Origin of the sequence: Pantoea sp. BL1 (genome assembly GCF_000963985.1) — a bacterium.
Lineage (GTDB): Bacteria > Pseudomonadota > Gammaproteobacteria > Enterobacterales > Enterobacteriaceae > Pantoea > Pantoea rwandensis_B.
Genome location: NZ_JZRH01000019.1, coordinates 1 through 25,001, shown reverse-complemented (window position 1 = coordinate 25,001; position 25,001 = coordinate 1). Strand labels below are relative to the sequence as shown.

26 protein-coding genes and 1 other RNA gene are annotated in these 25,001 nt (G+C 55.6%); 12 read left to right on the top strand and 15 right to left on the bottom strand.

From position 1 onward, the window contains the following. The first annotated feature begins 30 nt into the window (after positions 1-30). The 4 genes from VH86_RS10870 to VH86_RS10855 are packed head-to-tail and all read left to right on the top strand — an operon-like array spanning position 31 to position 4,938. On the top strand, positions 31-1,164 hold the full coding sequence (locus VH86_RS10870) for an amidohydrolase/deacetylase family metallohydrolase (protein ID WP_045832881.1): 1,134 nt from the start codon (positions 31-33) through the stop codon (positions 1,162-1,164). After that, positions 1,148-2,269 (top strand): DgaE family pyridoxal phosphate-dependent ammonia lyase, encoded by a 1,122-nt coding sequence (locus VH86_RS10865; protein WP_038644500.1) that lies wholly within the window; start codon positions 1,148-1,150, stop codon positions 2,267-2,269. The genes VH86_RS10870 and VH86_RS10865 overlap by 17 nt, the downstream gene beginning before the upstream one ends. After that, positions 2,266-3,003, top strand: coding sequence for a KDGP aldolase family protein (locus tag VH86_RS10860; RefSeq protein ID WP_038644502.1), 738 nt, complete (start codon positions 2,266-2,268; stop codon positions 3,001-3,003). The genes VH86_RS10865 and VH86_RS10860 overlap by 4 nt, the downstream gene beginning before the upstream one ends. Positions 3,004-3,027: 24 nt before the next feature. Further along, positions 3,028-4,938, top strand: a complete 1,911-nt coding sequence (locus tag VH86_RS10855; RefSeq protein ID WP_045816566.1) for a transcription antiterminator — start codon at positions 3,028-3,030, stop codon at positions 4,936-4,938. A gap of 233 nt (positions 4,939-5,171) precedes the next feature. Here the strand turns inward: VH86_RS10855 and VH86_RS10850 are convergent, their stop codons facing one another. Then, positions 5,172-6,074 carry a LysR family transcriptional regulator gene (locus tag VH86_RS10850; RefSeq protein ID WP_038644506.1) on the bottom strand — a complete coding sequence of 301 codons (903 nt, stop codon included), beginning with the start codon at positions 6,072-6,074 and terminating at the stop codon, positions 5,172-5,174. A gap of 129 nt (positions 6,075-6,203) precedes the next feature. Between VH86_RS10850 and VH86_RS10845 the strand changes: the two genes are divergently transcribed. Next, positions 6,204-6,905, top strand: coding sequence for a pirin family protein (locus VH86_RS10845; RefSeq protein ID WP_034829215.1), 702 nt, complete (start codon positions 6,204-6,206; stop codon positions 6,903-6,905). A gap of 70 nt (positions 6,906-6,975) precedes the next feature. On the opposite strand, the gene dolP is transcribed toward VH86_RS10845, so the two are convergent. Genes dolP through VH86_RS10825 form a run of 4 tightly spaced genes read right to left on the bottom strand, consistent with a single transcriptional unit; the run spans position 6,976 to position 10,593 of the window. Continuing rightward, positions 6,976-7,548, bottom strand: a complete 573-nt coding sequence (gene dolP / locus VH86_RS10840; protein ID WP_045832880.1) for a division/outer membrane stress-associated lipid-binding lipoprotein — start codon at positions 7,546-7,548, stop codon at positions 6,976-6,978. 14 nt (positions 7,549-7,562) lie between these two features. Further along, positions 7,563-8,150 carry a DnaA initiator-associating protein DiaA gene (diaA, locus tag VH86_RS10835; RefSeq protein WP_034829211.1) on the bottom strand — a complete coding sequence of 196 codons (588 nt, stop codon included), beginning with the start codon at positions 8,148-8,150 and terminating at the stop codon, positions 7,563-7,565. 14 nt (positions 8,151-8,164) lie between these two features. Continuing rightward, positions 8,165-8,560: a YraN family protein gene (locus tag VH86_RS10830; protein WP_045816567.1), complete on the bottom strand. Its 396-nt coding sequence runs from the start codon at positions 8,558-8,560 to the stop codon at positions 8,165-8,167. Then, positions 8,518-10,593 carry a penicillin-binding protein activator gene (locus VH86_RS10825; RefSeq protein ID WP_045832879.1) on the bottom strand — a complete coding sequence of 692 codons (2,076 nt, stop codon included), beginning with the start codon at positions 10,591-10,593 and terminating at the stop codon, positions 8,518-8,520. The genes VH86_RS10830 and VH86_RS10825 overlap by 43 nt, the downstream gene beginning before the upstream one ends. Positions 10,594-10,655: 62 nt before the next feature. Between VH86_RS10825 and rsmI the strand changes: the two genes are divergently transcribed. The 4 genes from rsmI to mdtI all read left to right on the top strand — a co-directional run bounded on the left by rsmI (position 10,656) and on the right by mdtI (position 13,271). Continuing rightward, positions 10,656-11,519 carry a 16S rRNA (cytidine(1402)-2'-O)-methyltransferase gene (gene rsmI / locus VH86_RS10820; protein ID WP_038644515.1) on the top strand — a complete coding sequence of 288 codons (864 nt, stop codon included), beginning with the start codon at positions 10,656-10,658 and terminating at the stop codon, positions 11,517-11,519. A gap of 33 nt (positions 11,520-11,552) precedes the next feature. Beyond that, positions 11,553-11,929, top strand: an RNA gene (gene rnpB / locus VH86_RS24700) — RNase P RNA component class A. A gap of 675 nt (positions 11,930-12,604) precedes the next feature. Beyond that, positions 12,605-12,955, top strand: a complete 351-nt coding sequence (gene mdtJ / locus VH86_RS10815; protein WP_038644517.1) for a multidrug/spermidine efflux SMR transporter subunit MdtJ — start codon at positions 12,605-12,607, stop codon at positions 12,953-12,955. Next, positions 12,942-13,271: a multidrug/spermidine efflux SMR transporter subunit MdtI gene (gene mdtI, locus VH86_RS10810; protein ID WP_038644519.1), complete on the top strand. Its 330-nt coding sequence runs from the start codon at positions 12,942-12,944 to the stop codon at positions 13,269-13,271. The genes mdtJ and mdtI overlap by 14 nt, the downstream gene beginning before the upstream one ends. A 138-nt stretch (positions 13,272-13,409) precedes the next feature. Here mdtI and VH86_RS10805 read toward each other — a convergent pair whose 3' ends face one another. The 10 genes from VH86_RS10805 to VH86_RS10760 all read right to left on the bottom strand — a co-directional run bounded on the left by VH86_RS10805 (position 13,410) and on the right by VH86_RS10760 (position 20,178). Further along, positions 13,410-14,384 (bottom strand): glutathione S-transferase family protein, encoded by a 975-nt coding sequence (locus tag VH86_RS10805; protein WP_045814843.1) that lies wholly within the window; start codon positions 14,382-14,384, stop codon positions 13,410-13,412. An 80-nt stretch (positions 14,385-14,464) separates the two neighbouring features. After that, positions 14,465-14,875, bottom strand: a complete 411-nt coding sequence (locus VH86_RS10800; RefSeq protein WP_034829198.1) for a DoxX family protein — start codon at positions 14,873-14,875, stop codon at positions 14,465-14,467. 206 nt (positions 14,876-15,081) lie between these two features. Beyond that, positions 15,082-15,366, bottom strand: a complete 285-nt coding sequence (locus VH86_RS10795) for a YqjK-like family protein (protein WP_038644523.1) — start codon at positions 15,364-15,366, stop codon at positions 15,082-15,084. After that, positions 15,363-15,758 carry a phage holin family protein gene (locus VH86_RS10790; protein ID WP_045814842.1) on the bottom strand — a complete coding sequence of 132 codons (396 nt, stop codon included), beginning with the start codon at positions 15,756-15,758 and terminating at the stop codon, positions 15,363-15,365. Before VH86_RS10790 ends, VH86_RS10795 begins: the two co-directional genes overlap by 4 nt. Before the next feature lies 1 nt (position 15,759). Further along, complete coding sequence (locus tag VH86_RS10785) at positions 15,760-16,065, bottom strand: YqjD family protein (RefSeq protein ID WP_045832878.1); 306 nt, start codon at positions 16,063-16,065, stop codon at positions 15,760-15,762. Positions 16,066-16,099: 34 nt separating this feature from the next. Beyond that, the gene (locus VH86_RS10780) at positions 16,100-16,471 is read right to left on the bottom strand and encodes a DUF1090 domain-containing protein (protein ID WP_034829192.1); all 372 of its coding nucleotides are present in this window, start codon (positions 16,469-16,471) and stop codon (positions 16,100-16,102) included. 172 nt (positions 16,472-16,643) lie between these two features. Next, a complete protein-coding gene (gene mzrA, locus VH86_RS10775; protein WP_045814841.1) occupies positions 16,644-17,012 on the bottom strand; it encodes an EnvZ/OmpR regulon moderator MzrA in 369 nt (122 codons plus the stop codon). Further along, on the bottom strand, positions 17,009-17,686 hold the full coding sequence (locus VH86_RS10770) for a DedA family protein (RefSeq protein WP_034829190.1): 678 nt from the start codon (positions 17,684-17,686) through the stop codon (positions 17,009-17,011). The genes mzrA and VH86_RS10770 overlap by 4 nt, the downstream gene beginning before the upstream one ends. Before the next feature lie 321 nt (positions 17,687-18,007). Continuing rightward, positions 18,008-18,781: a transcriptional regulator ExuR gene (gene exuR, locus VH86_RS10765; RefSeq protein WP_045832877.1), complete on the bottom strand. Its 774-nt coding sequence runs from the start codon at positions 18,779-18,781 to the stop codon at positions 18,008-18,010. 95 nt (positions 18,782-18,876) lie between these two features. After that, entirely contained in the window at positions 18,877-20,178 is a 1,302-nt protein-coding gene (locus VH86_RS10760; protein ID WP_038649846.1) for an MFS transporter, read from the bottom strand. A 388-nt stretch (positions 20,179-20,566) separates the two neighbouring features. On the opposite strand from VH86_RS10760, the gene uxaC reads away from it, so the two are divergent. Genes uxaC through VH86_RS10745 form a run of 3 tightly spaced genes read left to right on the top strand, consistent with a single transcriptional unit; the run spans position 20,567 to position 24,928 of the window. Beyond that, the gene (gene uxaC / locus VH86_RS10755; protein ID WP_045832876.1) at positions 20,567-21,982 is read left to right on the top strand and encodes a glucuronate isomerase; all 1,416 of its coding nucleotides are present in this window, start codon (positions 20,567-20,569) and stop codon (positions 21,980-21,982) included. 2 nt (positions 21,983-21,984) lie between these two features. Beyond that, positions 21,985-23,433: a tagaturonate reductase gene (locus VH86_RS10750; RefSeq protein WP_045832913.1), complete on the top strand. Its 1,449-nt coding sequence runs from the start codon at positions 21,985-21,987 to the stop codon at positions 23,431-23,433. 4 nt (positions 23,434-23,437) lie between these two features. Continuing rightward, positions 23,438-24,928 carry a UxaA family hydrolase gene (locus tag VH86_RS10745; protein WP_038644535.1) on the top strand — a complete coding sequence of 497 codons (1,491 nt, stop codon included), beginning with the start codon at positions 23,438-23,440 and terminating at the stop codon, positions 24,926-24,928. Positions 24,929-25,001 lie beyond the last annotated feature (73 nt).

Sequence of the window (25,001 nt, the reverse complement as noted above, 5' to 3'; positions counted from 1 at the left end):
AGGCTGAATGCAGGTTGTTAAGGAGTGAATATGTTTGATCTGATTCTGCGCCGCGCGCGTTTGTGCGACGAACAGCTGGTGGATATCGCCATCCAGCAGGGCAAAATTGTCGCGGTCGGCGACGTCAGCGGTTCAGCTCAGCAGGAGCGCGATTTAGAGGGGCGCTATTACGTCAGCGCAGGCTGGATCGACAGCCACGTTCACTGCTATCCCAAATCCCCCATTTATCACGATGAAGCCGATGCGATTGGCATGGCGCAGGGCGTCACTACCGTGGTTGATGCAGGCAGCACCGGCGCGGATCATATCGACGATTTCTATCAGCTCACCCGTTCCGCCACCACCGAAGTGCGCGCGCTGATCAACATCTCACGTACCGGCATCATCACCCAGAACGAGCTGGCCGATATGGCGCAGATTGACGGTGACGCCGTGGTGCAGGCGGTGAAACGTCGCCCGGACTTTATCGTGGGGCTGAAAGCGCGCATGAGCAGCAGCGTGGTGGGTGAGAATGGCATTCAGCCGCTGATTCGCGCCAAAGCCATTCAGCAGGCGGCGGGAAATCTGCCACTGATGGTGCACATCGGCAACAATCCGCCGGTGCTGGAAGAGATTGCCGATCTGCTCACTTCCGGCGACATCATTACTCACTGCTTTAACGGCAAACCAAACCGCATTCTTTCACCACAGGGTGAGTTGAAAGCGGCAGTGAAAAACGCCATCGCGCGTGGCATAAAACTGGATATCGGCCACGGCAGTGCCAGCTTCAGCTTTGAAGTGGCCCGTCAGGCCATCGCGCAGGGCATTCTGCCCGACACCATCAGTTCGGACATTTATTGTCGCAACCGCATCAACGGCCCGGTACATAGCCTGGCGCACGTGATGTCGAAATTCTTCAGCATTGGCATGACGCTGCCGCAGGTTATCGACTGCGTCACCGGCAATGCCGCGGCTGGCCTGCGCTTAGCGGGCAAAGGGCGCTTAACAGAAGGTTATGACGCCGACCTGACCATTTTTACCGTCAAAGAGGAAGCCCGCCCGTTCGTCGATGCTGAAGGCGAACGGGTTTTGGGTGAGCAACATTTGCTGCCGCTGGCCGTGGTTATCGCGGGTAAGTGGCATCTGACTGATGAAGGGAAAGCTAATCATGTCTTCGATTTATGAAAAATATGACCTGAAACAGGTCATCAATGCCTCCGGTCGTATGACCATTCTTGGTGTTTCAACGCCTTCTGCCGATGTGGTGGAGACCGTCAGCTACGGTTTGAATCACTATTTCGAGATCAAAGATCTGGTCAACAAAACCGGCGCCTACATCGCTAAACTGCTGGATGTGGAAAATGCGGTGGTGGTTTCCTGCGCCTCTGCGGGCATCGCACAGAGCGTGGCGGCGGTGATCGTCAAAGATAACGACTGGCTGCTGGACAACCTGCATGCCGCGCCGCTGACGGTGCCGCACGATATCGTGGTGCCGAAAGGCCATAACGTGAACTTCGGTGCGCCGGTAGGTGCGATGGTGGCGCTGGGCGGCGGACGTCTGGTGGAGGCTGGTTACAGCAACGAATGTTCGCCTGAACAGCTGGCTGCCGCCATCACGCCCACCACGGCGGCACTGCTGTACATCAAATCACACCACTGTGTGCAGAAGAGCCACCTGAGTGTGGAGCAGGCGGCGGTGGTCGCGCGTCAACACGGTATCCCGTTAATCGTGGATGCGGCGGCAGAAGAAGATCTGCAGTGCTACTACCAAATGGGCGCGGACCTGGTGATCTACAGCGGCGCCAAGGCGATCGAAGGGCCGACCAGCGGTCTGGTGATTGGCCGCACTCAGTACGTTGAGTGGGTCAAACGTCAAAGCAACGGTATTGGCCGCGCGATGAAAGTCGGTAAAGAAGGCATTCTTGGTCTGACGCAGGCGATTGAAAACTATCTGGTGCAGCCGAAAACCACCGGTGCAGAGATGGTGGCCAACATGACGCCGTTTATCGACAACCTCAATACGCTGAATGGTGTGTCCGCACGCGTAGTGTGGGATGCGGCAGGCCGAGATATCGCTCGTGCTGAGATCAAGTTCGATGAAGCCGTCACACAATGGCCAACCGGCGAGCTGGTGCAGGCGTTGAAAACCGGCGACATCGCTATCTACTTCCGTGGCTACAAAGCCAATGAAGGCATTATCGAAGCCGACGTGCGCAGCGTCAGCGCCGATCAGTTGCATATTATCTTTAGCCGCATCCAGGCGTTACTCAGCGGAGGAAAACGCGCATGAGTCTGAACCCGAATTTTTATCAGGGCCGTCTGTGCCTCAACGTGCTGGCCGGTTCTAAGCAGAACGCCAAAGAGATCTGGCAGGCCGCAGAAGGCCACGTGCTGGTGGGCGTGTTATCAAAAAATTACGCGAGCAATGAAGAAGCGATTGCCGATATGCGCGAGTACGCGGCGCTGATCGACAACGCGCTGTCCGTCGGACTGGGCGCAGGCGATCCTAATCAGTCGGCGATGGTGAGTGAGATCTCAGCGGTGCTGCAACCGCAGCACGTGAACCAGGTGTTTACCGGTGTGGCGACCAGCCGCGCGCTGCTCGGGCAGAATCACACCGTGGTCAACGGTCTGATTTCGCCAACCGGCACGCCGGGCCTGGTGAAAATTTCCACCGGACCGCGCAGCTCGCAGCTGGAAGATGCGATTGTGCCGATCGACAGCGCCATCGCCATGCTGCAGGACATGGGGGGCAGTTCGGTGAAATACTTCCCGATGGGCGGCTTAAAAGCGGTGAATGAGTACCGTGCCGTTGCTGAAGCCTGTGCGCGTCACGACTTCTGGCTGGAACCGACCGGCGGCATCGATCTCAATAACTTCGAAGCCATTGTGCAGATTGCACTCGATGCGGGCGTCAGCAAAGTGATTCCACACGTCTATAGTTCGATCATCGACAGTGCCACTGGCGACACGCGCATTGACGATGTGCGTCAGCTTCTGGCAACGTGCAAGAAACTGCTGTAACAAACGAGTCACAGGTGAAGCTCCGTGAGATTTCCCAATCAGCGTCTGGCCCAACTTTTCGCTGCGCTGCAAAACGAAACGCTGCCGCAGGATGAGCTGGCGCGCCGCTTTTCTGTTTCAACGCGCACGGTGCGCACCGATATCACCGCGCTGAATGCGCTGCTGGAGCAACACGGCGCACAGTTCGTACTGGCGCGCGGCGCGGGATATCAGCTGAAGATCGACGATGTGGCGCTTTTTGACCGTCTGCAGGAAGAGAGCGCTGCGCCGCTGCGCGTGCCGCGCACTTCTCAGGATCGCGTGCGCTATTTGCTCACGCGTTTTCTCACCGCCGCCTATTCTCTCAAGCTGGAAGACCTGTCGGAAGAGTGGTTTGTCAGCCGCGCCACTCTGCAAAGCGATATGGCGGAAGTGCGCGAGTGGCTGGGCCGCTATCATCTGAATATCGAAACCAAGCCGCATTACGGCATGAAGTTGTTCGGCAGCGAAGCGGCGATCCGCACCTGCCTGACGGATTTGCTGTGGCAGATTGATCAGGAGATGCCCGATAGCCCGCTGTTGACGGTGGAAGCGCTGCACAGCGGCATCCTGGCACAGCTGGAACCGCTGTTGCAGCACTGCTTTAATCAGTATGCGATTCGCCTGAGCGATGAGGGCGAGCGCTATCTGCAGATTTACTGTGCGGTGGCGGTGCGACGCATCAGCGAAGGTTTCCCGCTCAACGATCCCGGCGCGGAAGATGTCGGTGAAGAGGTGCGCGAAGCCGCGCATCATCTGGTGAATCTGATGCAGCCGCTGGTCGGCAAACCGATCTCGCAGGCGGAAGAGAACTGGCTGCGCGTCAATATCGCCGCCCGGCAGATTCAGGCGCTGTCGCCCAGCACCATTAATGCTGATGATGCCGATGCGCTGGTCGACTACCTGCTGAACTACATCAACACCCATTACAACTACCGCTTGCAGCAGGATGAGCAGCTGCGAGCCGATCTGCTCACCCATATCAAAACCATGATTACCCGGGTGCGCTACCAGATTCACATCCCCAATCCGCTGCTGAGTAACATCAAACAGCACTATCCGATGGCGTATGACGTGACGCTGGCGGCGGTGACCAGCTGGGGAAAATACACGCCCTATAGCATCAGCGAGAACGAAATCGGTTTTCTGGTGCTGCACATCGGTGTCGGGCTGGAGCGGCATTACGATGTCGGCTATCAACGCCATCCGCAGGTGCTGCTGGTGTGCGACAGCGGCAACTCCACACTGCGCATGATTGAAGCGCTGCTGCTGCGTAAATACCCGCAGTTGGTGGTCACGGCGCGTTTGTCGCAGCGTGATTACGAGATGCGCGAACACATCGACGAAGATTTCGTGATTTCCACCGTGCGTTTGAGTGAGAAGAATAAGCCGATTGCGGTGATGTCGCCGTTCCCGACCGAGTTCCAGCTGGAGCAGTTGGGCAAGCTGGTGCTGGTGGATCGCACACGGCCTTACATGCTGGAAAAATACTTCGATGCACAGCACTTTATGGTGCTGGATAAGCCGATGACGCAATCCGCGCTGTTCCGCGTGTTGTGCGATCAGCTGGAGTCAGAAGGCTGTGTGGATGCGGACTTTTATCCCTCCGTTGAAGAGCGAGAAGCGATTGTCAGCACCCTGCTTGGCGAAGGCATTGCGCTGCCACACTCACTGGGATTGCTGGCGAAGAAAACCGTGGTGTATACCGTGCTGGCACCGCATGGCGTGAGCTGGGGTGATGAAACCGCTTCGGTGATTTTCCTGCTGGCGATCAGCAAAAGCGAATACGAAGAGGCGATGGCGATTTACGATCTGTTCGTCACCTTCCTGCGGGAGAGGGCGATGACCCGATTGCGCGATTGCGCGGATTTCGTCAGCTTTAAAGCGGTGGCGATCGATTGTCTCAGCCGGATGTGAGGGTAAACCAGGGTGGGATGGAGCCAGCACGACAACGTCCGGGCTGCATCCCGGCTGACGAGGTTTGAGATGAATACCCACATTACAACGTCCCACACGCATCCCGCCCCAGGATGTTTGGGAAGTATGCCGACGCTTTACTATTCGGCCTGGATGCCGGGCTGTGATGATTGGGATGAATATCCCACTACACTTTGAGGGGAGAGTCGGCATTTATGCCGACCAGGTCTTAATCAGCTACGCTGCTTCGCCAGCAATCGCGGGATCTCACGCAAGCACCACGCTTTGGCTTCACCCATGCTATCGCGGCGCCATGCCATAATAATATCCACTTCACGGGTGTATTCGGCACTCACCACACGCAGACGGCCTTCGGCGATGTCCTGTTCCACCATCGGATAAGGCATGGTGGCGACACCCAATCCTGCCAGCAGGGCGCGACGTTTATCGTCCATACTGCTCACCGTCAGGCGCTGCTGTTTATCCAGCAACTGTACCGTTAACACCGGGCGTTCGCGCGCGGTATCCGCCACCGCGATACCGCGATACTTCACGCGCGTCACTTCAGACAGCGGTTCGGCTTCCTGATGAATCGGGTGATCCGGACTGGCCACGTAGACGCTCATAATGCTGTAGAGCTTACGGGTGTTGATCTCGGTTGATGCACGGAAATGCATATCAGGCGCAATCACGATGTCCGCGCGGCCCTGTTCCAGACGCTCCCACGCACCGGCCAGCACTTCCGTCACCAGCGAAATCTGCGTGTTGGCTTTCTCCGCCAGCTTTTCAACGACAGGAAACAGCAGATTAGTGGGGATCAGTGCTTCGGCCACGATGGTGAGATGGGTTTCCCAACCGCGAGCCAGCGCTTCGGCATCGGTGGTGAGTTTATCGGCCGCTTCCAGCAGCACGCGCCCACGCTCCAGCAGCATACGCCCGACATTGGTGAACTTGGTGCGATGGCCGGAGCGGTCAAACAGCACCACGTCCAGTTCCTCTTCCAGCTTCTGCATGGTGTAGCTCAATGCAGAGGGAACGCGGCCCAGTTCATCGGCTGCCGCAGCAAAGCTACCACGACGATCAATAGCATCCATCACACGTAAAGCTTCGAGGGTTAACGCGCGGTCTTTTGCCATGCCGGTTCTCTGTCAGTAAATTTGAATATGCCAGGCAGATTAACTGGCTAACAATCCGGCGTCCAGCCTTTTACCATTAACGTATAAAGCCTGTGGTCGAATCTCACCGCAGTGCGTCGGAGGTAAATCATGATGACAACCCGCTGCGCGTCCGCATGTGGCCAGGCCGATTTCGGTTGGTTGCAGGCGCGATACAGCTTCTCTTTTGGCCACTATTTTGACCCGAAATTAATGGGCTACGCTTCATTGCGTGTGCTTAATCAGGAAGTGCTGGCACCCGGTGCGGCCTTCCAGCCACGCAGCTATCCGCAGGTGGATGTGCTGAACCTGGTGTTGCAGGGCGAAGCAGAGTACCGCGATAGCGAAGGTAACCACCTGATCGCGCGGGAAGGCGAAGCCATGCTGCTGTCGGCGCGGCAGGGCGTGAACTACAGTGAAATCAATATCAGCAAAGATCACCCACTAACACGTATGCAGCTGTGGCTGGCGGCCTGCCCGGATCGAGAGAATCCGCTGCTGCAGAAAATCGCTGTGCCGCAGCAGACCCGTTTCTTGCTGGCCTCGCCAGACGGCGTGGATGGCAGCCTGCAACTGCGTCAGCAAGTTTGGGTCCATCAGGTGATACTCGCACCCGGTGAGCAGCATACGGTGAAACTGAACGGTCCTCGCGCCTATCTGCAATCCATCCACGGTTCGTTGGATCTGCAGGCAAGTAGCGCCAATCAGGAGTTACTGAGCTGCGGTGACGGCGCGTTCTTGAGTGAAGAACAGCAGATTACGTTGCAGGCGAAAACGCCGCTGCGTGCCCTCGTCATCGATTTACCGGCATAAAAAAAGCAGCCCGCTGAGGCTGCCCTTGTCTGTGGTCGGGGCGCAACTGACTGCGCCCGTCAGATGCAGATTACTTCAGGATGGTGAACGCGGTCGTTACGTGTTTCACTCCGCTCACACGACTGGCCACATCGGCCGCCGCAGTGGCTTCCTGTTGTGTCACCAGACCCAGCAGGAACACTTCACCGTTTTCCGTGGTCACTTTCACGTTCGACGATTTCACCTGATCGCTACCCAGCAGCTGCGAGCGGATTTTGGTGGTGATCCAGGTATCGGATGATGACGTTCCGAGGCTCACTTTCTGGCCGGTACGGATTTCGTTATACACTTCGGTGGCACCCTCTACGCCCATCGCAATCTGCTTGGCGCGGCTCGCCAAATCAGCCGATGGTGATTGGCCGGTCAGCAGTACTTTGCCCTGATAAGCGGTGACCACGACGCGCGCCTGGTTTTTAATTTGTTCATCTTTAGCCAGTGCGTTAGTGACACGCAGTTCCAGCGTGCCATCATCCACTTGCGTACCGACGGTGCGCGGGTCCGTTGCCGTTTTGGTCGCCACAGCGGCGCCGCCTGCTACAACGGCAACACAGCCCTGCAGCATCATGGCAGTTAAAAGAATGGCGACAGCGTTCAATGCTTTCATTTGAGCTCCTTCAGTCATTCCTGGTGTGGGAACAAAGTGTTATCAATCAAATCACACAGGCAGTTCAGCGTCAGCATATGCATTTCCTGAATGCGTGCACTGCGATGTGACGGAATGCGAATTTCCACATCGTGCGGACCCAACAGGCCCGCCAGCTCACCGCCATCATGGCCGGTCAGCGCGACGATAGTCATATCGCGAGTCACCGCAGCTTCAACCGCTTTAACAATATCGCGGGTGTTGCCACGGGTTGAAATAGCCAGCAGCACATCACCGGCCTGACCAAGCGCGCGAACCTGCTTGGCATAAACTTCATCGTGGAGACGATCGTTGCCGATTGCCGTCAGCATGACATTGTCGGCGCTCAGTGCCAGCGCAGGCAGGCTGGGGCGCTCGGTCTCAAAACGGTTAATCATACTGGCGGCAAAATGCTGAGCATTGGCCGATGAGGCACCGTTACCACAACTCAGGATTTTGTTACCGTTCAGCAGCGACTGCACCAGCGTCATAGCGGCGCGAGAAATCGCGTCCGGCAGTGCCTCCGCAGCGGCGATTTGAGTCTGAATACTTTCGGTAAAACACGCTTTAATTCTGTCCTGCACAAGACCACCTGGTTCTATCCATCGGCATTAAAGGCATCGGGCAGCCATTCCAGCTCACGCCCGGTAATGGCAATGATGTCAAAACGGCAATTCACCGTATCAAAACTGCCGCCGCGTGCCAGCAACCACCATGCAGCGGTACGCAGCAGCTTTTGTTGTTTCTGGCGCGTCACGCTGGCGGCGGCACCGCCGTAGCGCGCATCGCGTCGATAGCGCACTTCGACAAACACCCAGCAATCGGCGTCTTGCATAATGAGGTCAATTTCCCCACTGCGGCAACGCACGTTGCTGGCAACCCATCGCAGCCCGGCGCGCTCCAGATAGCCACGCGCCTGCTGCTCCTGCTCAGCGCCAATGCGCTGGCGGTTTACTGCACCGGAACGATTTGTCCCTGACGATACTGGTTCCATGCCAACTTCCTGTTGATCACGCAATCCGTGTCGGCGCTCAGTTTGCCGGTGTTGCCGTCAATGGCAAAGCCAGGCACCTGGCGCATCTGGTTAAAGTGATTCGCCAGCGTCCAGGCATCAATGCCCATCGCGTAGAGGCGAACCAGCGAATAATCGTTGTTAAACGACTTCGCCGCCTGCTGCATCAGACCCGGATTGTTACCGGAGAGCAGCGGAATATCACTGAACTGCAGGCCATCCATTTCCAGACGGAAGTCTGGACCGGCACCCGCCTGCGCACTGCGGGAGCTGGCATACAGTGCGATGTTGTTGCGGCTGCTGGTGCGCATCGCAATCATCGGTTTGATCAGTTGCAGCTCGTCCTGGCTGGCCACGATGTACACGGCATCCACACTGCCGCCGCTGGCATCGGTCGTTGGCGCTGGCGGGGTGGTTTGCGGCGCCGGAATGGTCAGGCCCGCAACAGCCACGCCGGCAGACTGCGGCTGTTCAACCGTCAGCGGCGTGCCACTCAATGCGATACCGGCCCCGCTATTAATACCTTGTTTCAGCTCAGAAACGCCACCGAAACGCTGTTGCAGTACGGTTGAACCGCCGAGTTTCTGCCACTCCTGTGCGAACGCCTTGCTGACGCGATCGCCATAGCTGCTACGCGGTACCAGCAGTAATGGCTGGCGTTTGCCTTGCTCGTAGATATGGTGCGCGGCATCGCGCGCTTCGTCTTCAGGAGAAAGCGCAAAATAACAAATATTCGGATGGTTCTGGATCTGTTCTGGCTCATTCAGCGCCAGCACGTTAAGGGGTGTCTGGCTATTCACCACCGACTCGACGTCGTTTTTCAACAGTGGACCCACCACGATGGTCGCGCCATCCTGCTGTGCCTGCTGCATCACCTGAGCAATCGGCTGGCTGCTGGTGTCATAAACTTTAACCTGAGCGCTGCTGTCCGGCTGAGCAGCCGTTGTCGCCGGTTGTGCGGCGGGCTGCGGCTGTTCGGTCTGTGGCGGCATATTACCTGCCATGGCCGGGCTGACAACCGTGTTAGCGGCAGCGTTAGCATCCACAGGCTGTTGTGCATTGGCATCGCCAGTCTGTTGTGCTGACGGCTGACCATTGGCATCGGTTGCCGCTGGCGCAGCAGGGGCGGGTTGCGGGGCTGGGGCAGTTAACACGCCATTTTTGGCATCGTTAAAACCTTTCTGAATCGCATTGGCAAAAACCTGTGCCTGGCCATTAAGTGGCAGCAGAAGCGCGATGGTGCTGGTCGAGGCTTTGGTGAAGTTTTGCACCTGGCTAAGCTGCGTCGGCAGCGTTTTCGCGCCCGGATTCTGCGGATAGCGCGTCTGCCAGTCTTTGATCGCGGCTTTCAGCATCTGCGGGTCCTGGCTATTGGTGTGCCAGGTGTTGAGCAGATCCAGCCAGCCTTGCAGGGTGTTCTCATTGGCGTTAATCACCAGGCTGTTCAGCTGATCCTGCGTCATTTGCGTCAGAGCTTGCCAGGTGGCGTCAATATTGCTCTGGTGGTCGGCGCCTTGCAGCAGCGGTTCCTGAGCAATATAGGCGCGTAAGAGCGCGAGTGAAGGGCGATTCTGTGCCGCAGCGATTTGCAGTGCGTAGTAGCGTACCTGCTGATCCTGAGACAGGCCATCAGTCTTCACCTGACCCAGCGTCTGCTGAGCGCCGCCGAAATCCTGCTGACCAATCTGCATCTGCGCGCGCAATAATTGCAGTTCCTGCTGCTGCACTGCAGAGAGCTGCTGTGGCAGTTGCGAGATCTGATCGTTAGCCTGCGGATACTTTCCTTCCTTCAACAGGGCACGGATGGCAAGTAATTGCCAGTCGGTCTTGCTATCATCGCTGCTTTGCTGCACCTGCTGCAGATAATAGTCAGACCGGCCAGTAGCAGGCCCCTGAATATTGACGTTGGAGGTTTGCTGCGGTCCCTGGCCGCTACAGGCGGCTAAAATCAGTCCAGCGAGAAGAACAGGTACAAAGCGTCCTGCTTTATGACGTACGACTTTTGAAGGAAGCATACTGTATCCAGTGATGTTTTTTTCTAGATGCTCAATATTAAATCGGCAATTCGGATGAAACAATGAAACAACTCGATCGGGCAGAGATTTCTGCCAGCACGCTCTATATCGTTCCTACCCCGATCGGTAACCTGGGTGATATCACGCAGCGTGCGCTGACGGTGCTTGCGAGCGTCGATCTGGTCGCAGCGGAAGATACACGTCATACCGGGCTGTTGCTACAACATTTCGCCATCAATGCGCGACTGTTCGCACTTCACGACCACAACGAACAACAGAAAGCAGAAGTGTTGTTAGCCAGGCTGCAAGAAGGCCAGAGCATTGCGCTGGTCTCGGATGCGGGCACGCCATTAATCAACGATCCTGGCTATCATCTGGTACGTCGCTGCCGTGAAGCAGGTGTGCGCGTGGTTCCGTTGCCGGGTGCCTGCGCGGCGATTACAGCATTAAGTGCGGCGGGGTTACCGTCAGATCGTTTCTGTTACGAAGGATTTCTGCCCGCCAAGAGTAAAGGCCGCTGCGATGTGCTGCGCTCCCTCGAGAATGAACCACGTACCCTCATTTTTTATGAATCCACTCACCGTTTGATCGATAGCCTGCAAGACATGGTGAGCGTATGGGGTGCCGATCGCTATGTGGTGCTGGCGCGCGAAATCACCAAAACCTGGGAAACCATCCAGGGCGCGCCGGTGGGCGAACTGCTGGCCTGGGTATTGGAAGATGAAAACCGTCGCAAAGGCGAGATGGTGCTGATTGTTGAAGGGCACAAGGCCGATGAAGAAGCGCTGCCTGCCGAAGCGTTGCGCACCCTGGCGTTGCTGCAAACTGAGCTGCCGCTGAAAAAAGCCGCTGCGTTAACGGCGGAAATTCATGGCGTTAAGAAGAACGCCCTGTATAAGTACGCGCTGGAGCAGCAAGAGGCGTGACAAACGCGGGCGGATCGCCTATTATCCCGCGCCGAAGCTGACCAGACAGTCGCCGCTTTGTCGTCGTCCCTTTCGGGGGAGACGGGCAGAGGGGAGGAAAGTCCGGGCTCCATAGGGCAGGGTGCCAGGTAACGCCTGGGGGGCGCAAGCCTACGACCAGTGCAACAGAGAGCAAACCGCCGATGGCCCAGTAATGGGATCAGGTAAGGGTGAAAGGGTGCGGTAAGAGCGCACCGCGCGGCTGGCAACAGTTCGTGGCACGGTAAACTCCACCCGGAGCAAGGCCAAATAGGGGTTCACAAGGTACGGCCCGTACTGAACCCGGGTAGGCTGCTTGAGCCAGTGAGCGATTGCTGGCCTAGATGAATGACTGTCCACGACAGAACCCGGCTTATCGGTCAGTTTCGACTTCTTTATGGAAAAACCCCGCTCCGGCGGGGTTTTTGCTATCTGACGTCCAGCGGCAAGATGAATGACTGTCCACTCCACTTTCTATGAAAAGAACGCGGCTTATCGGTCAGTTTCGACTTCTTTATGGAAAAAATCCGCACCGGCGGGGTTTTTGCTATCTGACGTCCAGCGGCAAGATGCATGACTGTCCACTCCACTCTCTATGAAAAGAACGCGGCTTATCGGTCAGTTTCGACTTCTTTATGGAAAAAATCCGCTCCGGCGGGGTTTTTGCTATCCACTACACTCTTTATGAAAAGAACCCGACATACCGATAATTAAATAAATTCTCGTTCGCAGAGAATAAAAAACGCCTAAGCGTAAAGAAATGAAAATCCCGCATAATAAAATAGACCTTATGCCAGAATAGGCGCGTGTTTAACTACCGAGGACAATTATTCATCCACATCGACGAAAAGCAACAACGTGGATAAGTTGTAAAATTATGGACAAAATGCTCGGCCCAATGATGGCAACCTCCATTTATCTCTCTGAACACTTCCACTGCTCGATCTGCGACCAGCACTGGCGTTTCGCGCTGTAGCGCCACACTCTCCTTATTTAAAAATATTCTTAAAATTTTTCACGCGTCTATTCCGCGTGATGGCTCTTTATTTCTCTTAAGGAGAGAAAATATGCGCTATTGGTTTTTGTTAGCTCTCGCTATCCTGGCTGAAATAACCGGCACGCTCTCAATGAAATGGGCTAGCGTCAATGACGACAACGCGGGTTTTATTTTTATGCTGGTGATGATCGCGCTCTCTTATATTTTCCTGTCTTTCGCCGTAAAACGTATCGCTTTAGGCGTGGCCTATGCGATGTGGGAAGGTATCGGCATTCTGTTTATCACCCTGTTCAGTGTCACGCTGTTCGATGAAACCCTATCGCTGATGAAAGTGGCTGGCTTAATCACGCTGGTGGCGGGAATTGCGCTGATCAAATCTGGCACGCTGACACGCAAGGAGCTGCACCATGGCCACGTTTAATGCGATACACGTTGCCTGGCTGGCACTGGCGATTGGGCTGGAGATCGTCGCGAATATCTTTCTCAAATACTCCGATGGTTTCCGCCGTGTAATTTACGGCGTGCTCTCACTGGTCGCGGTGCTGGGGGCATTCAGCGCCTTGTCACAGGCGGTTAAAGGGATCGAACTCTCTGTCGCTTATGCGCTGTGGGGCGGTTTTGGTCTGGTGGCAACGGTGGCAGCCGGATGGGTGCTATTTGGTCAACGTCTGAACCGTCTCGGCTGGCTTGGTGTTGGGTTGCTGATTGCGGGGATGCTGTTGATCAAGTTCGCTTAAACCTGGCTTTAGCGGCACGCGTTGTCCCGGGTTGTGCACAACAGGAATGGCTAATCGGCTGTTTTACACCTCGCATTCAATCGGTAATCCGCGCTCAACGCACTCCTTCAGGAAAAGAGTGTGTTGAGCGCAACGTGCTTAACCGCGGCCGTGTGGCTCATCCCAGTCAAACGCCGGGCCCAGCGAAATCACGCCGCTCGGGTTGATGGTCTTGTGGCTACAGTAGTAGTGATGGCGAATATGCGGCAGATTCACCGTGTCGGCGATCCCCGGCATCTGGTAGATATCACGCAGGAAGCCGCTCAAATTGCGGTAATCGCTGATGCGGTGACGATCGCACTTGAAATGGGTTACATACACCGGGTCGAAGCGGACTAAGGTGGTCCATAAACGCAAATCCGCTTCCGTCAGGCGATCGCCAGCCAGATAGCGATGCTGGCCGAGGATCTGCTCAAGTCGTGCCAGCGAATGGAACAGCGCGGTGACTGATTCATCATACGCCGCCTGCGAGGTCGCGAATCCGCTCTTATACACGCCATTGTTCACCGTGTCGTAAATCCAACCATTCAGCTCATCAATCTTATCGCGCAACGCCGGCGGATAATAATCTCCGGCGCGGGCACCCTGTGCATCAAAGGCCGTGTTGAGCATACGGATGATGTCAGCCGATTCATTACTGACGATGGTGTGCTGAGTTTTATCCCACAGCACCGGAACGGTCACGCGGCCGGTGTATTGCGGGTCGGCGTGCAGATAGAGCTGATAAAGGTATTCGTTTTGATACAGCGAGTCGCCAGTTGCGTCCGGGAAATCGTCGTCGAAGGTCCAGCCGTTTTCCAGCATCAATGGATGCACCACTGAGACGGAAATCATCTCTTCCAGCCCTTTAAGCTGGCGCATCAGCAGCGTGCGGTGTGCCCACGGACAGGCAAGAGAAACATAAAGATGATAGCGATCGCGCTCGGCAGCGAAACCCGCCTTGCCGGTTGGGCCTGCACTGCCATCTGCGGTGACCCAGTTGCGCCAGACTGCTTCTGTGCGTTTGAAGCGGCCACCGGTTGACTTCGTATCGTACCAGGTGTCATGCCAGACACCGTCAATCAGTTGTCCCATAAGCCCTCCATAAAGAAAAAGGGCGGGGAAAATCCCCGCCCCTGCAAATCAGTATATGTGTTCTGGCAGCGCTTGTGTGCTTAGCGTGCGGCTGCTGGTGCGAAACGAGCACGAATCAGACGGTCGATGCTGTAAGCACCTGGACCTACCAGACCCAGCACCAGGAAACCACCGGCGATGGACAGGTTTTTCATGAACATCAGCTGGTTAACGCCTTCAGCAAAGTTGCTGTGGAACAGGAACGCTGTCAGCAGAGTAAAGCCCGCAGTGAACAGTGCGGTGAAACGAGTCAGGAAACCGAACAGAATTGCCAGACCGCCGCCGAACTCCAGCAGAATAACCAGCGGCAATAAGAAGCCCGGGACGCCCATCGCCTGCATGTATTGTGCGGTACCGGCATAACCGGTGATTTTGCCCCAGCCCGCAGTGATGAACAGAATGGTCATTAATACACGTGCCAGCAGCAGGCCTGAGTCTTCGAATTTTTTCATCATTTACTCCAACAAGAATTAAGAAGCAGGTTGTTGGCCTGCAAGGTTTTGATCCCGCTGAATCGCAGGTCGCAATTCGTTGGGCTGATGGAGGAAGATGATAGTCGCAGGTTGCAACAGTTGTAAGCGAGTTAAACTGTCAATGTTGTTCAGGGATTTTGATAAAGAAAAACCGAATCTTTTAGATCCGGTTTCAAATGAAGGCGTTAGCGAGGTTCGAGCGTGGATTTAATCATGCGCCAGGTACTCCAAAGACCAAAACCGCGTTTTGCCCAACGCAAAATACGGTTAGGACTGCGGATTGACCAGATGGCCAGCGCGCTGCTGCCAATCGCCAGATAGCGGCGTAAGCTGAGAAACGTTAGCCAGCCGCGATCGTAGTGAGCGGTGCCATCCAGCCAGTCACGGCGTGCAGCACTGAGATCCAATCGCTGCTGCTGAACCTGATTCAACAGTTCATGAATGCGTGCTTCACGTTCACGACGGCTCATGAGCGATGCTCCTCCAGCAAGCTGCGATCGGTTTCCAGCTCCTTGCGGGTATGACGCAGCAACGTTGACTGGCGTGACTTATACAGTGTCCACACACCAAATATCAGCGCCAGCGCAAACAGCACGGCGGTGGTAATGGCAATCGCCATCAGCCGATACTGCGCATCCACCGCCCAGATGATCAGCACCATCAGGCTCATTAAACCAAAAGCGGTAAACAGCATCGTCAACCCAACCATCATCAGCATTTGAATCAGATTGGCTTTCTCCTCCTCCAGCTCGACAATCGCCAGACGGACGCGCGTTTCCACCATACTCACTAAGGTAGTGACGACGCGCTGACCGATGTTGAAGACCCCTTTGCCTGGGCCGTGGCTCTGACTATCGCTCATATCAACGACGTGAGATCAGGATGCCGATCAGTACACCGACAGCTGCACCGATGCCTACGCCGTGCCACGGATTATCGCGCACATACTCGTCGGCCTTCTCTGCCGCTTCACGCGTGGATTGCGCGATACGTTCACCGGAATCGCCCAGGCGCTCACGCGAACTTTCAATCGCGCCGCGCGCTTTGCTGCGCAGTTTGTCCAGCTCGGTTTTCGATTTATCCGCCGAGCTGCTCAGTACTTCTTCCAGGGTGTCAGCAAGGTTTTTCAGTTCCGTACGCAGATGTTCAGATGTGGTGTCTTTAGACATGAAGTTCTCCATTACATCATTTATTTAAGTCCGATTAGTAAGGCTCAGCTTCAAGCTTTTTCAGCTCGTGCTGTGCCTCTTCCAGCTTACGTTCGCGCTTCTCAATCTTATCTTTGTCGCCATCCTGACGCTCTTCCTTCAACTCACGCTCACGTTCCGCAATTTTGTGTTTTTGCTCTGCAATGCGTTCGCTGTGGGCTGACTTCAGTCTTTCATCAGTACAATTCGCTCGTACTTCAGTGAGCGCGCGCTCCAGCCCGGTCACACGGCGCTGGTTATCGTGCTGTTTAGCCATGTCGATTTCACGCTGAATATCGTGTTCTTTCTGCTGACACAGCGATTCAGCTGCCATCAGAGATCCCGAGAGAGAGAACAGAATAGCACCCAGCAGTAATTGATGTTTCATCAGGTTTTACCTTCCATTGTTGATGACCTGCCGCAAACCGGGCAGGAGAAGCGTCCCAGCTTGTCTTAACTCGCGCTACCTTTAAGCATAGACAGCAGACGAAAAAATTCAACGAAGACGCGGGGATAGCGAGGATTGATTCACCGTCTGGCTTATCGCCAGACGGTGGAAATCAGCTATAAGTTGGGCGGTTGCTGTCAGGTACTTGCTGCGAAGCTTGCGGTCCGCTTGCGACGACAAAGCCCTGTGGTAGCAAGCGTTTCAGCACTTTTTGGGCGGCAAGGCTTTGTTCTTCATTTTCGAAATGAATCACCAGCGCATCGCCCGCAGGTGTAATGCTTTTGATACGCACACCTTGCGCACTCAGCTGCTGATACAGATAAAAGCCATCCGGCAAGTTGGTACCATTGTGTGCGACGCGAATCTGTACCACGGTATCGTGCTGCAACATCGAAGGTACAAAGATCACCGCCAGCAGCGCCAGCGCAGCGCCAAGTGCCCAGGGCACGAAGCGCCTGGGGAACCCACGGAATCTGATCATGGCTGTGAATTCCCGTTGCGTGAAGACTGACGTTTACGCCACAGCACCACCAGAGAGCCCACCAGACCAATCACCAGCAACACCAGCGGTAACAGCATCAGGCAGAACATCAGTTCATCTTCATAGCGGCGGAAAATCGGCGTTTTACCCAGCGCGAAGCCCAGTACCGTCAGAATCAGCACCCACAGGAAACCGCTCATCCAGTTGAAGAACTGGAAGCGTGCATTACTCAGACCAGAAAGCCCGGCAATGGTCGGCAGCAGGGTGCGCACAAAGGCAATAAATCGACCGATCAGCAAGGCCGAAAGCCCATGGCGATGGAATAAGCTATGCGCGCGTTGATGATATTGCGCCGGAAGGTGCGAGAGCCACTTCTGTACCGTAGGCGTATTCCCCAGCCATCGTCCCTGAATGTAACTTACCCAACAGCCCAGACTGGCGCCGGTGGTCAAAATCAGGATGGTCAGCGGGAAACCCATGGTGCCTTTGGCAATCAAAACACCGACTAAAATCAATAGACTATCGCCGGGCAGAAACGCGGCGGGTAGCAGGCCATTCTCGAGAAACAGGATCAAGAACAGCACGCCATAAATGGCCCAAACCAGTGTCGGGTCGGAGAGCATTTCGTAATCCTGCTGCCACAAGGCATGCAGCAATGCTTTCAAAATATCCATCAATCATTCCTGAACATCATTGTTAAACGTGCCCGTAAGGGGCTGAGGCGCAGGCTGGCTTGGTTATACATTTTTGGTATGCAGCCGTTGCGGGATTTCCGGATCCATCCAGAATTGATTGTTAAATCAGCGACTTTTTAAAGCCCTGTCGCAAAGGGTAAGAAAAGGGCGATAACTGTAACAAAAATCATGCAGGTCAGACAGTGTAAAGTGGCTCTCGCACAGGAGTTTTACCTTTTGACGCAGATGCTCAAAAGGAGCTTTACATGAGCTGACACTATTGCAGATTAACTGACTTATTCGCCTGGAAATGCAGCAGAATCAATAAGAATTGTCACTACCTTCCGGCAGGATGACGGGATTTTCCGCAAACATGTAACGGTCGACATTAAATTCAAAATCGTCTGCGGTGGCGTTAAACAGCATCTGTTTAGTATTTTCCAGGTGCTGCCACATTGCCAGCTTACTGGCGGCGGGATCTTTGCGCATGAGTGCTTTCAGAATCTGGTCATGATCGTCGCACCAACTGGTGATGTTGCGCGCATCAATATGTTCATGCAGTTTGAGCCAATAAGGGTTGTGCAGGCGATGCAACCACATCTTCTCGACAATCGCGGCGAGCGCGCTGTTTTGCGTGGATTGCGCGATGCGGACGTGGAAATGCATATCCCATTCTGAATCACGTGAATGGTCTTCCTGGCGGGCTTTTTCCTGAATCGCCATCAATGCCATGATGTCCTGACGCGTGACCTGGGTGGCGGCAAACTCGGCCACGTTACTTTCAATTAGCTGGCGCGCCTGTAACAGCTCAAAGGGTCCGAAGCTGGCAAATTCCAGCTGGCTGGGGGTGGTCTCACGATTTTGCTGCTGATTGCTAATGACGTGGATGCCGGAGCCCTTGCGTACTTCAACGTACCCTTCCACTTCCAGCATAATGATGGCTTCGCGAACCACGGTGCGGCTGACTTCCATCTCTTCAGCGATCAGGCGTTCAGCAGGCAGCTTATCGCCCACGCGATAATCCTCCGCCTCGATACGACGTTTGAGTTCACTGGCGAGTTGTTGGTAAAGACGACGGGATTCGTTCAGATCCATTGCGCGGTTCGCTGTGGCAGGGAAGGATGAGTTGTTATACCACTTTGACCGGGTGGAGGAAATGGGCTGACGTGCGCCAGCCCAAAGTGTGCAGATTAAGTGCGGGCCGTCGCCGGTTGTGCCACGTGCTGAACGTCCAGCTCAGATACCGGCTGATTTTTCAGCACGGTCCAGATCACACAGGCACCGAGCAGGTCAAACACCGCCAGCGCGGCAAACAGCGGGCTGAAGCCCAGCGTATCAGCCAATGCACCCACCACCAGCGCAAATAGGGTGCTGGCAGTCCACGCGGCCATGCCGGTCAGGCCATTCGCCGTGGCCACTTCATTACGGCCAAATACATCCGAGGAGAGGGTGATCAACGCGCCGGACAGTGCCTGATGGGCGAAGCCACCGACGCACAGCAAACCAATCGCCACATAAGGGCTGGTAAACAAACCGATGGTGCCCGGTGCAATCATTAACACCGCGCCCATGGTGACCACCAGTTTGCGCGACACAATCAGGTTAACGCCAAACCAGCGCTGGAACAGCGGCGGCAAGTAACCGCCGACGATACAGCCGAGGTCGGCAAACAGCATCGGCATCCAGGCGAACATGGCGATCTCTTTCAGGTTGAAGCCGTAGACCTTGAACATAAACAGCGGGATCCATGCGTTAAAGGTGCCCCATGCCGGTTCCGCCAGGAAACGTGGCAGGGCAATACCCCAGAACTGGCGATTACGCAGGATCTGACGGGCTGACATTTTGCTGTTATTGCCGGTCTGATGCTGTACTTCCTGACCGGAAATAATGTAGTGACGCTCTTCTTCGCTGAGTTTAGTTTGCTGTTTAGGATGTTTATAAAATATTAACCAGCACAACGCCCACGCCATGCTCAGCACGCCAGTGATGATAAAGGCCAGCTGCCAGCTGTGTGCCAGAATCGCCCATACCACCAGCGGTGGTGCCAGCATCGCACCAATCGATGAACCAACGTTGAAATAGCCTACCGCGACGGAACGCTCTTTGGCCGGGAACCATTCGCTACTGGCTTTCAGGCCAGCAGGAATCATTGCCGCTTCTGCCGCGCCCACCGCGCCACGTGCCAGCGCAAAACCACCCCAGCTGCCGGCCATGGCGGTGGCGGCACAGAAGATTGCCCAAAGGATGGCAAACACGGCGTAGCCAATTTTGGTGCCCAGTAAATCAAGCACATAACCCGCCACAGGTTGCATCACGGTGTAGCACGCCGAATAAGCGGCGACGATATAGGAGTACTGTTGTGTGGTAATGCCCAGCTGCGTTTCCAGCGTCGGCGCGGCCACGGCAATGGTATTACGTGTCAGGTAACCGAGAATGGTGCCCAACGTCACCAGCCCAATCATGTACCAGCGTAGCCCTTTGATCTTACGCATCATTAACCTCTTCCAGTCTGTCGTAACACTTGCCATTAAAGGTAGGGGAGCACTTAAGTAATCCCGCTGGCGGCGATGACGAATCAGAACTGCCGCCTTGTTGTTATGAGATGTGCCATGAGGTTCGACATCAACGAGGCGAGAGATTAACTTGTTATACAACTTTAAAAGTTGAATGCCATCACAAAAACCCTGCATGTGCTGTGTGATCCGCTAAGCAAGCGTTATAACAGCAAGTTAGTGCAATATAGCTGACTGTTTTGTCCATATACCCACAGGGAAACTGTCATTATTGTGAGGTCTATCGCAAACAATTTTGCCGATCGTTAAAATTGGTATGATAACTTTGAATCAGAAGCCCATTGGCCCCAAACATGAGGAAGCAGGTATGTCGCGTTTTATGAGTGAGGATTTTCTACTCGATAGCGAGTTCGCCCGTCGTCTGTACCATGACTACGCCAAAGACCAGCCGATTTTCGACTATCACTGCCATTTACCGCCGCAGCAGATTGCCGAAAATTACCGCTTCACCAATCTCTATGACATCTGGCTGAAAGGCGATCACTACAAATGGCGTGCGATGCGTGCTAATGGCGTACCCGAAGCGCTGTGCACCGGCGACGCCAGCGATCGCGATAAATTCAACGCCTGGGCGCGCACGGTGCCGCATACCATCGGCAATCCGCTGTATCACTGGACGCACCTTGAGCTGCGCCGCCCGTTTGGCATTACCGATGTATTGCTGAATGAACAGAGCGCGGACCGCATCTGGCAGCAGTGCAATGAACTGCTGGCGCAGGATGCCTTTAGCGCACGTGGCATCATGCAGCAGATGAAGGTGAAAATGGTCGGTACCACTGACGATCCGCTCGATGATCTGCAGCACCATCGCACGCTGGCGGACGATGCCAGCTTCAGCGTCAAAGTGCTGCCAAGCTGGCGTCCGGATAAAGCCTTCAACATTGAGCTGGATACCTTCCTGCCGTGGATTCAGCGTCTGGAGCAGGTCGCCGATGTCAGCGTGCAACGTTTTGATGATCTGCGCCGCGCGTTGAGCCTGCGTCTCGATCATTTTGCCGCACACGGCTGCAAAATCTCCGACCATGCGCTGGATGTGGTGCTGTTTGCCGAGGCCGATGAAAGCACGCTGGATGGTATTCTGGCGCGTCGCCTGCAAGGTACTGCACCGTCGCAAGAGGAGGTGGCACAGTTTAAAACGGCGGTGCTGGTGTGGCTGGGCAGCGAATATGCGCGTCGCGGCTGGGCGCAGCAATATCACATTGGTGCGCTGCGTAATGCGAATCGTCGGCAGTTCGATATTCTCGGCCCGGATGTGGGCTTTGACTCCATTAATGATGCGCCGATGGCGATCCCTTTGGGTCGTTTGCTGGATGCGCAGAACCGTAACAACGCACTGCCGAAAACCATTCTTTACTGCGTTAACCCACGCGACAACGAAGTGCTGGCGACCATGGCGGGCAACTTCCAGGGCGAAGGTGAGCCAGGCAAGATGCAGTTTGGTTCCGCCTGGTGGTTTAACGATCAGCTCGATGGCATGCACCGTCAGATGACGCAGCTGGCGCAGATCGGCCTGTTGAGTCGCTTTGTCGGTATGCTCACCGACAGCCGTAGTTTCCTCTCCTATACCCGCCACGAGTATTTCCGCCGCCTGCTGTGCCAGATGATCGGCAACTGGGTTGAGCGCGGTGAAGCGCCAGCCGACGAAGCACTGCTGGGACAGATGGTGCAAAACATCTGCTTCAACAACGCGCGCGATTACTTCGGCATTGAGTTGGGAGCCTGATGATGCAGCGGCTAAACCGTCACGATTTCCCCGGCGCAAGCTATAGCGAGCGTGTGATCCAGTTTGGGGAAGGCAACTTCCTGCGGGCGTTTATTGACTGGCAGCTCGACTGGCTCAATGAGCATCAGGGCACCGATGCGGGCGTGGTGGTGGTGCGGCCGCGCAATCGCGTGGTGGAAGACTCACTGAATCAGCAGGACGGTTTGTACACCACGCTGATCCGTGGATTGAACGGCGCAGGTGAGCAGGTGAGTGAAACCCGGCTGATTCGTAGCCTCAATCGCGAGATCCAGCCCTATCAGCAGTTTGAGGATTTTCTCGCACTGGCCCGTGCGCCGCAGATGCGCTTTGTGTTCTCCAATACCACTGAAGCAGGCATTGCCTTTGTTGAGCAGGATCGGCTGGAGGATGCGCCAGCCTCTTCCTTCCCAGGCAAGTTGACACAACTGCTGTGGACGCGCTTTTGCCACTTTGCCGGTGCGGCAGAGAAAGGCTGGCTGATTGTGCCGTGCGAGTTAATCGATCACAACGGCGATGCACTGTGTGAGCTGGTGCTGCGCTATATCAAGCACTGGCAGCTCCCGCCAGAATTTGCCCGCTGGGTGCTGGACCACTGTGCATTCTATAACACGCTGGTGGATCGCATCGTTACCGGCTATCCAGCCGAGGGTACCGACATCGCTGCACAGTTGGGTTACGAGGATCGCTATCTGGTGGCAGGCGAAGTCTATTACCAGTTTGTGATTCAGGGGCCGGATGCGCTGGCGCAGGAACTGAAACTCGCCGTGCTGGCACCGGAAGTGAAGTTTGTCGATGACATCACGCCCTACAAAGCGCAGAAGGTGGCGATCCTCAACGGTGCGCACACTGCGATGGTGCCGGTGGCGTTTCAGGCCGGACTGGTCAGCGTCGGTGAAGCGATGGATGACGCCGCCATCACGGCTTATGTCGATACGCTGTTGCGCGAGGAAGTGATCCCGACGCTGGATCTGCCTCGCGATGAACTGCACGTCTTTGCCGATGCGGTACAACGCCGCTTCCGCAATCCGTTTATCCGCCATGCGCTGCTCTCGATTGCGCTCAACGGCATGACCAAATTCCGCACCCGTTTGCTGCCGCAGCTGTTGCTGTCTCAGCAGCAAACCGGCCAATGGCCACCGCGCCTGACCTTCGCCTTTGCCGCGCTGCTGGCATTTTATCGCGGTGAACAGGGCGACCAGCAGTGGCCATTACAGGATGACAGCCACTGGCTACAGCAGTTCGCAGAACTGTGGCCGGCGGTAAATCAGGACACATTGACCCCGGAACAGCTGGTGCAAGCGGTACTCAGCAACAGCTCACACTGGGGCGAAGATCTCACTCAGCGGCCCGGATTAGTGACCGCAGTCAGCCAACACCTGCAAAACATCGTTGTCCACGGGATGCGGACGGCGCTGGTACAACTGAGATAACGCTATGCAAGATGCGATAAGAATCCATTCGCGCGACAACGTGGCGGTAGCGCTGCGCGATTTACCTGCCGAAGCCAAAGTCGAAATTGATCGCCAGTTTATTACCTTGCAGCAAGAGGTTGGGCGCGGTCACAAGTTCGCGCTGACGCCGCTGGCAACGGATGCGCTGGTGATCAAATACGGCTTGCCGATTGCCCATGCCACGCGTCCGATTGCAATGGGCGAAATCATCCACTCCAGCAATGCGCGCACAAATCTGAGCGATGTGGATGAGTACGACTACCAGCCGGAGTTTCTCGATATCCCTGCTCAGGCCGGCGATCGCGAGGTGCAGATTTACCGCCGCGCCAGTGGTGAAGTCGGTATTCGCAATGAGCTGTGGATTCTGCCAACGGTGGGCTGTGTGAACGGTATCGCCCGGCAAATTCTGTCGCGCTTCCTTAAAGAGACCAATGAAGCGGAAGGGATTGATGGTGTGCATCTGTTCAGCCACCCGTTTGGCTGTTCTCAGCTCGGCCAGGACCATGAAAACACCCGCACCATGCTGCAAAACATGGTGCGCCATCCCAATGCCGGTGCGGTGTTGGTGATTGGTCTGGGCTGCGAGAACAATCAGGTGGATGTGTTCCGCGAGACGCTCGGCGGCTTTGACAGTGACCGCGTGCAGTTTATGGAGTGCCAGAAGCAGGACGACGAAGTCGAAGCTGGATTGGAGCGGCTGCATGCACTGTACAACGTGATGCGCGGCGATCTGCGCCAGCCGGGCAAACTCAGCGAACTGAAGTTTGGACTGGAGTGCGGCGGTTCTGACGGTTTCTCTGGCATTACCGCCAACCCGATGCTGGGCTGCTTCTCCGATCAGATGATTGCCAACGGCGGCACCACGGTGCTGACCGAAGTACCGGAAATGTTTGGCGCAGAACGCATTTTGATGAGCCGCTGCCGGGATGAAGCCACCTTTGATAAAACGGTGGCGATGATCAACGACTTCAAGCGTTACTTTATCGACCATCAGCAGCCGATCTATGAGAACCCTTCTCCGGGTAACAAGGCGGGCGGTATTACCACGCTGGAGGAGAAATCCCTTGGCTGCACGCAGAAAGCCGGACAGAGCCAGGTGGTGGATGTACTGAAATATGGCGAGCGTCTGATCACGCCTGGACTCAATCTGCTGAGCGCACCAGGTAATGATGCGGTGGCCACCAGCGCACTGGCAGGGGCAGGTTGTCATATGGTGTTGTTTACCACCGGACGCGGCACCCCCTATGGCGGATTCGTTCCTACCGTGAAGATTGCCACCAACTCGCAGTTGGCAGAGAAGAAGCCGCACTGGATTGATTTTAATGCCGGGCGTTTGATTGAGGGCATGAGCATGCCGGAGATGCTGGAGGATTTTGTTGATATGATTGTGGCGATTGCCAACGGTAAACCCGCGCGTAATGAAGCTAATGATTTCCGCGAGTTAGCGATATTTAAAAGTGGCGTAACGTTGTAAATCGCCAGGTGCGCATAAATGCGCACCCTACGAAAACCGTGCCAGATTGTTGTGGGGGCGGCAAATGCGCACC

What these genes read in the sequence shown, in the direction of transcription:
- dolP (WP_045832880.1), bottom strand. Translation starts at nt 7,548, where the DNA reads ATGAAAGCATTGAACGCTGTCGCCATTCTTTTAACTGCCATGATGCTG.
- mzrA (WP_045814841.1), bottom strand. Translation starts at nt 17,012, where the DNA reads ATGATCAGATTCCGTGGGTTCCCCAGGCGCTTCGTGCCCTGGGCACTT.
- VH86_RS10865 (WP_038644500.1), top strand. Translation starts at nt 1,148, where the DNA reads ATGTCTTCGATTTATGAAAAATATGACCTGAAACAGGTCATCAATGCC.
- mdtI (WP_038644519.1), top strand. Translation starts at nt 12,942, where the DNA reads ATGGCCACGTTTAATGCGATACACGTTGCCTGGCTGGCACTGGCGATT.
- VH86_RS10750 (WP_045832913.1), top strand. Translation starts at nt 21,985, where the DNA reads ATGCAGCGGCTAAACCGTCACGATTTCCCCGGCGCAAGCTATAGCGAG.
- VH86_RS10860 (WP_038644502.1), top strand. Translation starts at nt 2,266, where the DNA reads ATGAGTCTGAACCCGAATTTTTATCAGGGCCGTCTGTGCCTCAACGTG.
- VH86_RS10790 (WP_045814842.1), bottom strand. Translation starts at nt 15,758, where the DNA reads ATGAGCGATAGTCAGAGCCACGGCCCAGGCAAAGGGGTCTTCAACATC.
- VH86_RS10845 (WP_034829215.1), top strand. Translation starts at nt 6,204, where the DNA reads ATGATGACAACCCGCTGCGCGTCCGCATGTGGCCAGGCCGATTTCGGT.
- VH86_RS10830 (WP_045816567.1), bottom strand. Translation starts at nt 8,560, where the DNA reads ATGGAACCAGTATCGTCAGGGACAAATCGTTCCGGTGCAGTAAACCGC.
- rsmI (WP_038644515.1), top strand. Translation starts at nt 10,656, where the DNA reads ATGAAACAACTCGATCGGGCAGAGATTTCTGCCAGCACGCTCTATATC.
- VH86_RS10785 (WP_045832878.1), bottom strand. Translation starts at nt 16,065, where the DNA reads ATGTCTAAAGACACCACATCTGAACATCTGCGTACGGAACTGAAAAAC.
- mdtJ (WP_038644517.1), top strand. Translation starts at nt 12,605, where the DNA reads ATGCGCTATTGGTTTTTGTTAGCTCTCGCTATCCTGGCTGAAATAACC.
- VH86_RS10850 (WP_038644506.1), bottom strand. Translation starts at nt 6,074, where the DNA reads ATGGCAAAAGACCGCGCGTTAACCCTCGAAGCTTTACGTGTGATGGAT.
- VH86_RS10795 (WP_038644523.1), bottom strand. Translation starts at nt 15,366, where the DNA reads ATGAGCCGTCGTGAACGTGAAGCACGCATTCATGAACTGTTGAATCAG.
- VH86_RS10745 (WP_038644535.1), top strand. Translation starts at nt 23,438, where the DNA reads ATGCAAGATGCGATAAGAATCCATTCGCGCGACAACGTGGCGGTAGCG.
- exuR (WP_045832877.1), bottom strand. Translation starts at nt 18,781, where the DNA reads ATGGATCTGAACGAATCCCGTCGTCTTTACCAACAACTCGCCAGTGAA.
- VH86_RS10805 (WP_045814843.1), bottom strand. Translation starts at nt 14,384, where the DNA reads ATGGGACAACTGATTGACGGTGTCTGGCATGACACCTGGTACGATACG.
- VH86_RS10770 (WP_034829190.1), bottom strand. Translation starts at nt 17,686, where the DNA reads ATGGATATTTTGAAAGCATTGCTGCATGCCTTGTGGCAGCAGGATTAC.
- VH86_RS10825 (WP_045832879.1), bottom strand. Translation starts at nt 10,593, where the DNA reads ATGCTTCCTTCAAAAGTCGTACGTCATAAAGCAGGACGCTTTGTACCT.
- VH86_RS10800 (WP_034829198.1), bottom strand. Translation starts at nt 14,875, where the DNA reads ATGAAAAAATTCGAAGACTCAGGCCTGCTGCTGGCACGTGTATTAATG.
- VH86_RS10780 (WP_034829192.1), bottom strand. Translation starts at nt 16,471, where the DNA reads ATGAAACATCAATTACTGCTGGGTGCTATTCTGTTCTCTCTCTCGGGA.
- VH86_RS10760 (WP_038649846.1), bottom strand. Translation starts at nt 20,178, where the DNA reads ATGCGTAAGATCAAAGGGCTACGCTGGTACATGATTGGGCTGGTGACG.
- uxaC (WP_045832876.1), top strand. Translation starts at nt 20,567, where the DNA reads ATGTCGCGTTTTATGAGTGAGGATTTTCTACTCGATAGCGAGTTCGCC.
- VH86_RS10870 (WP_045832881.1), top strand. Translation starts at nt 31, where the DNA reads ATGTTTGATCTGATTCTGCGCCGCGCGCGTTTGTGCGACGAACAGCTG.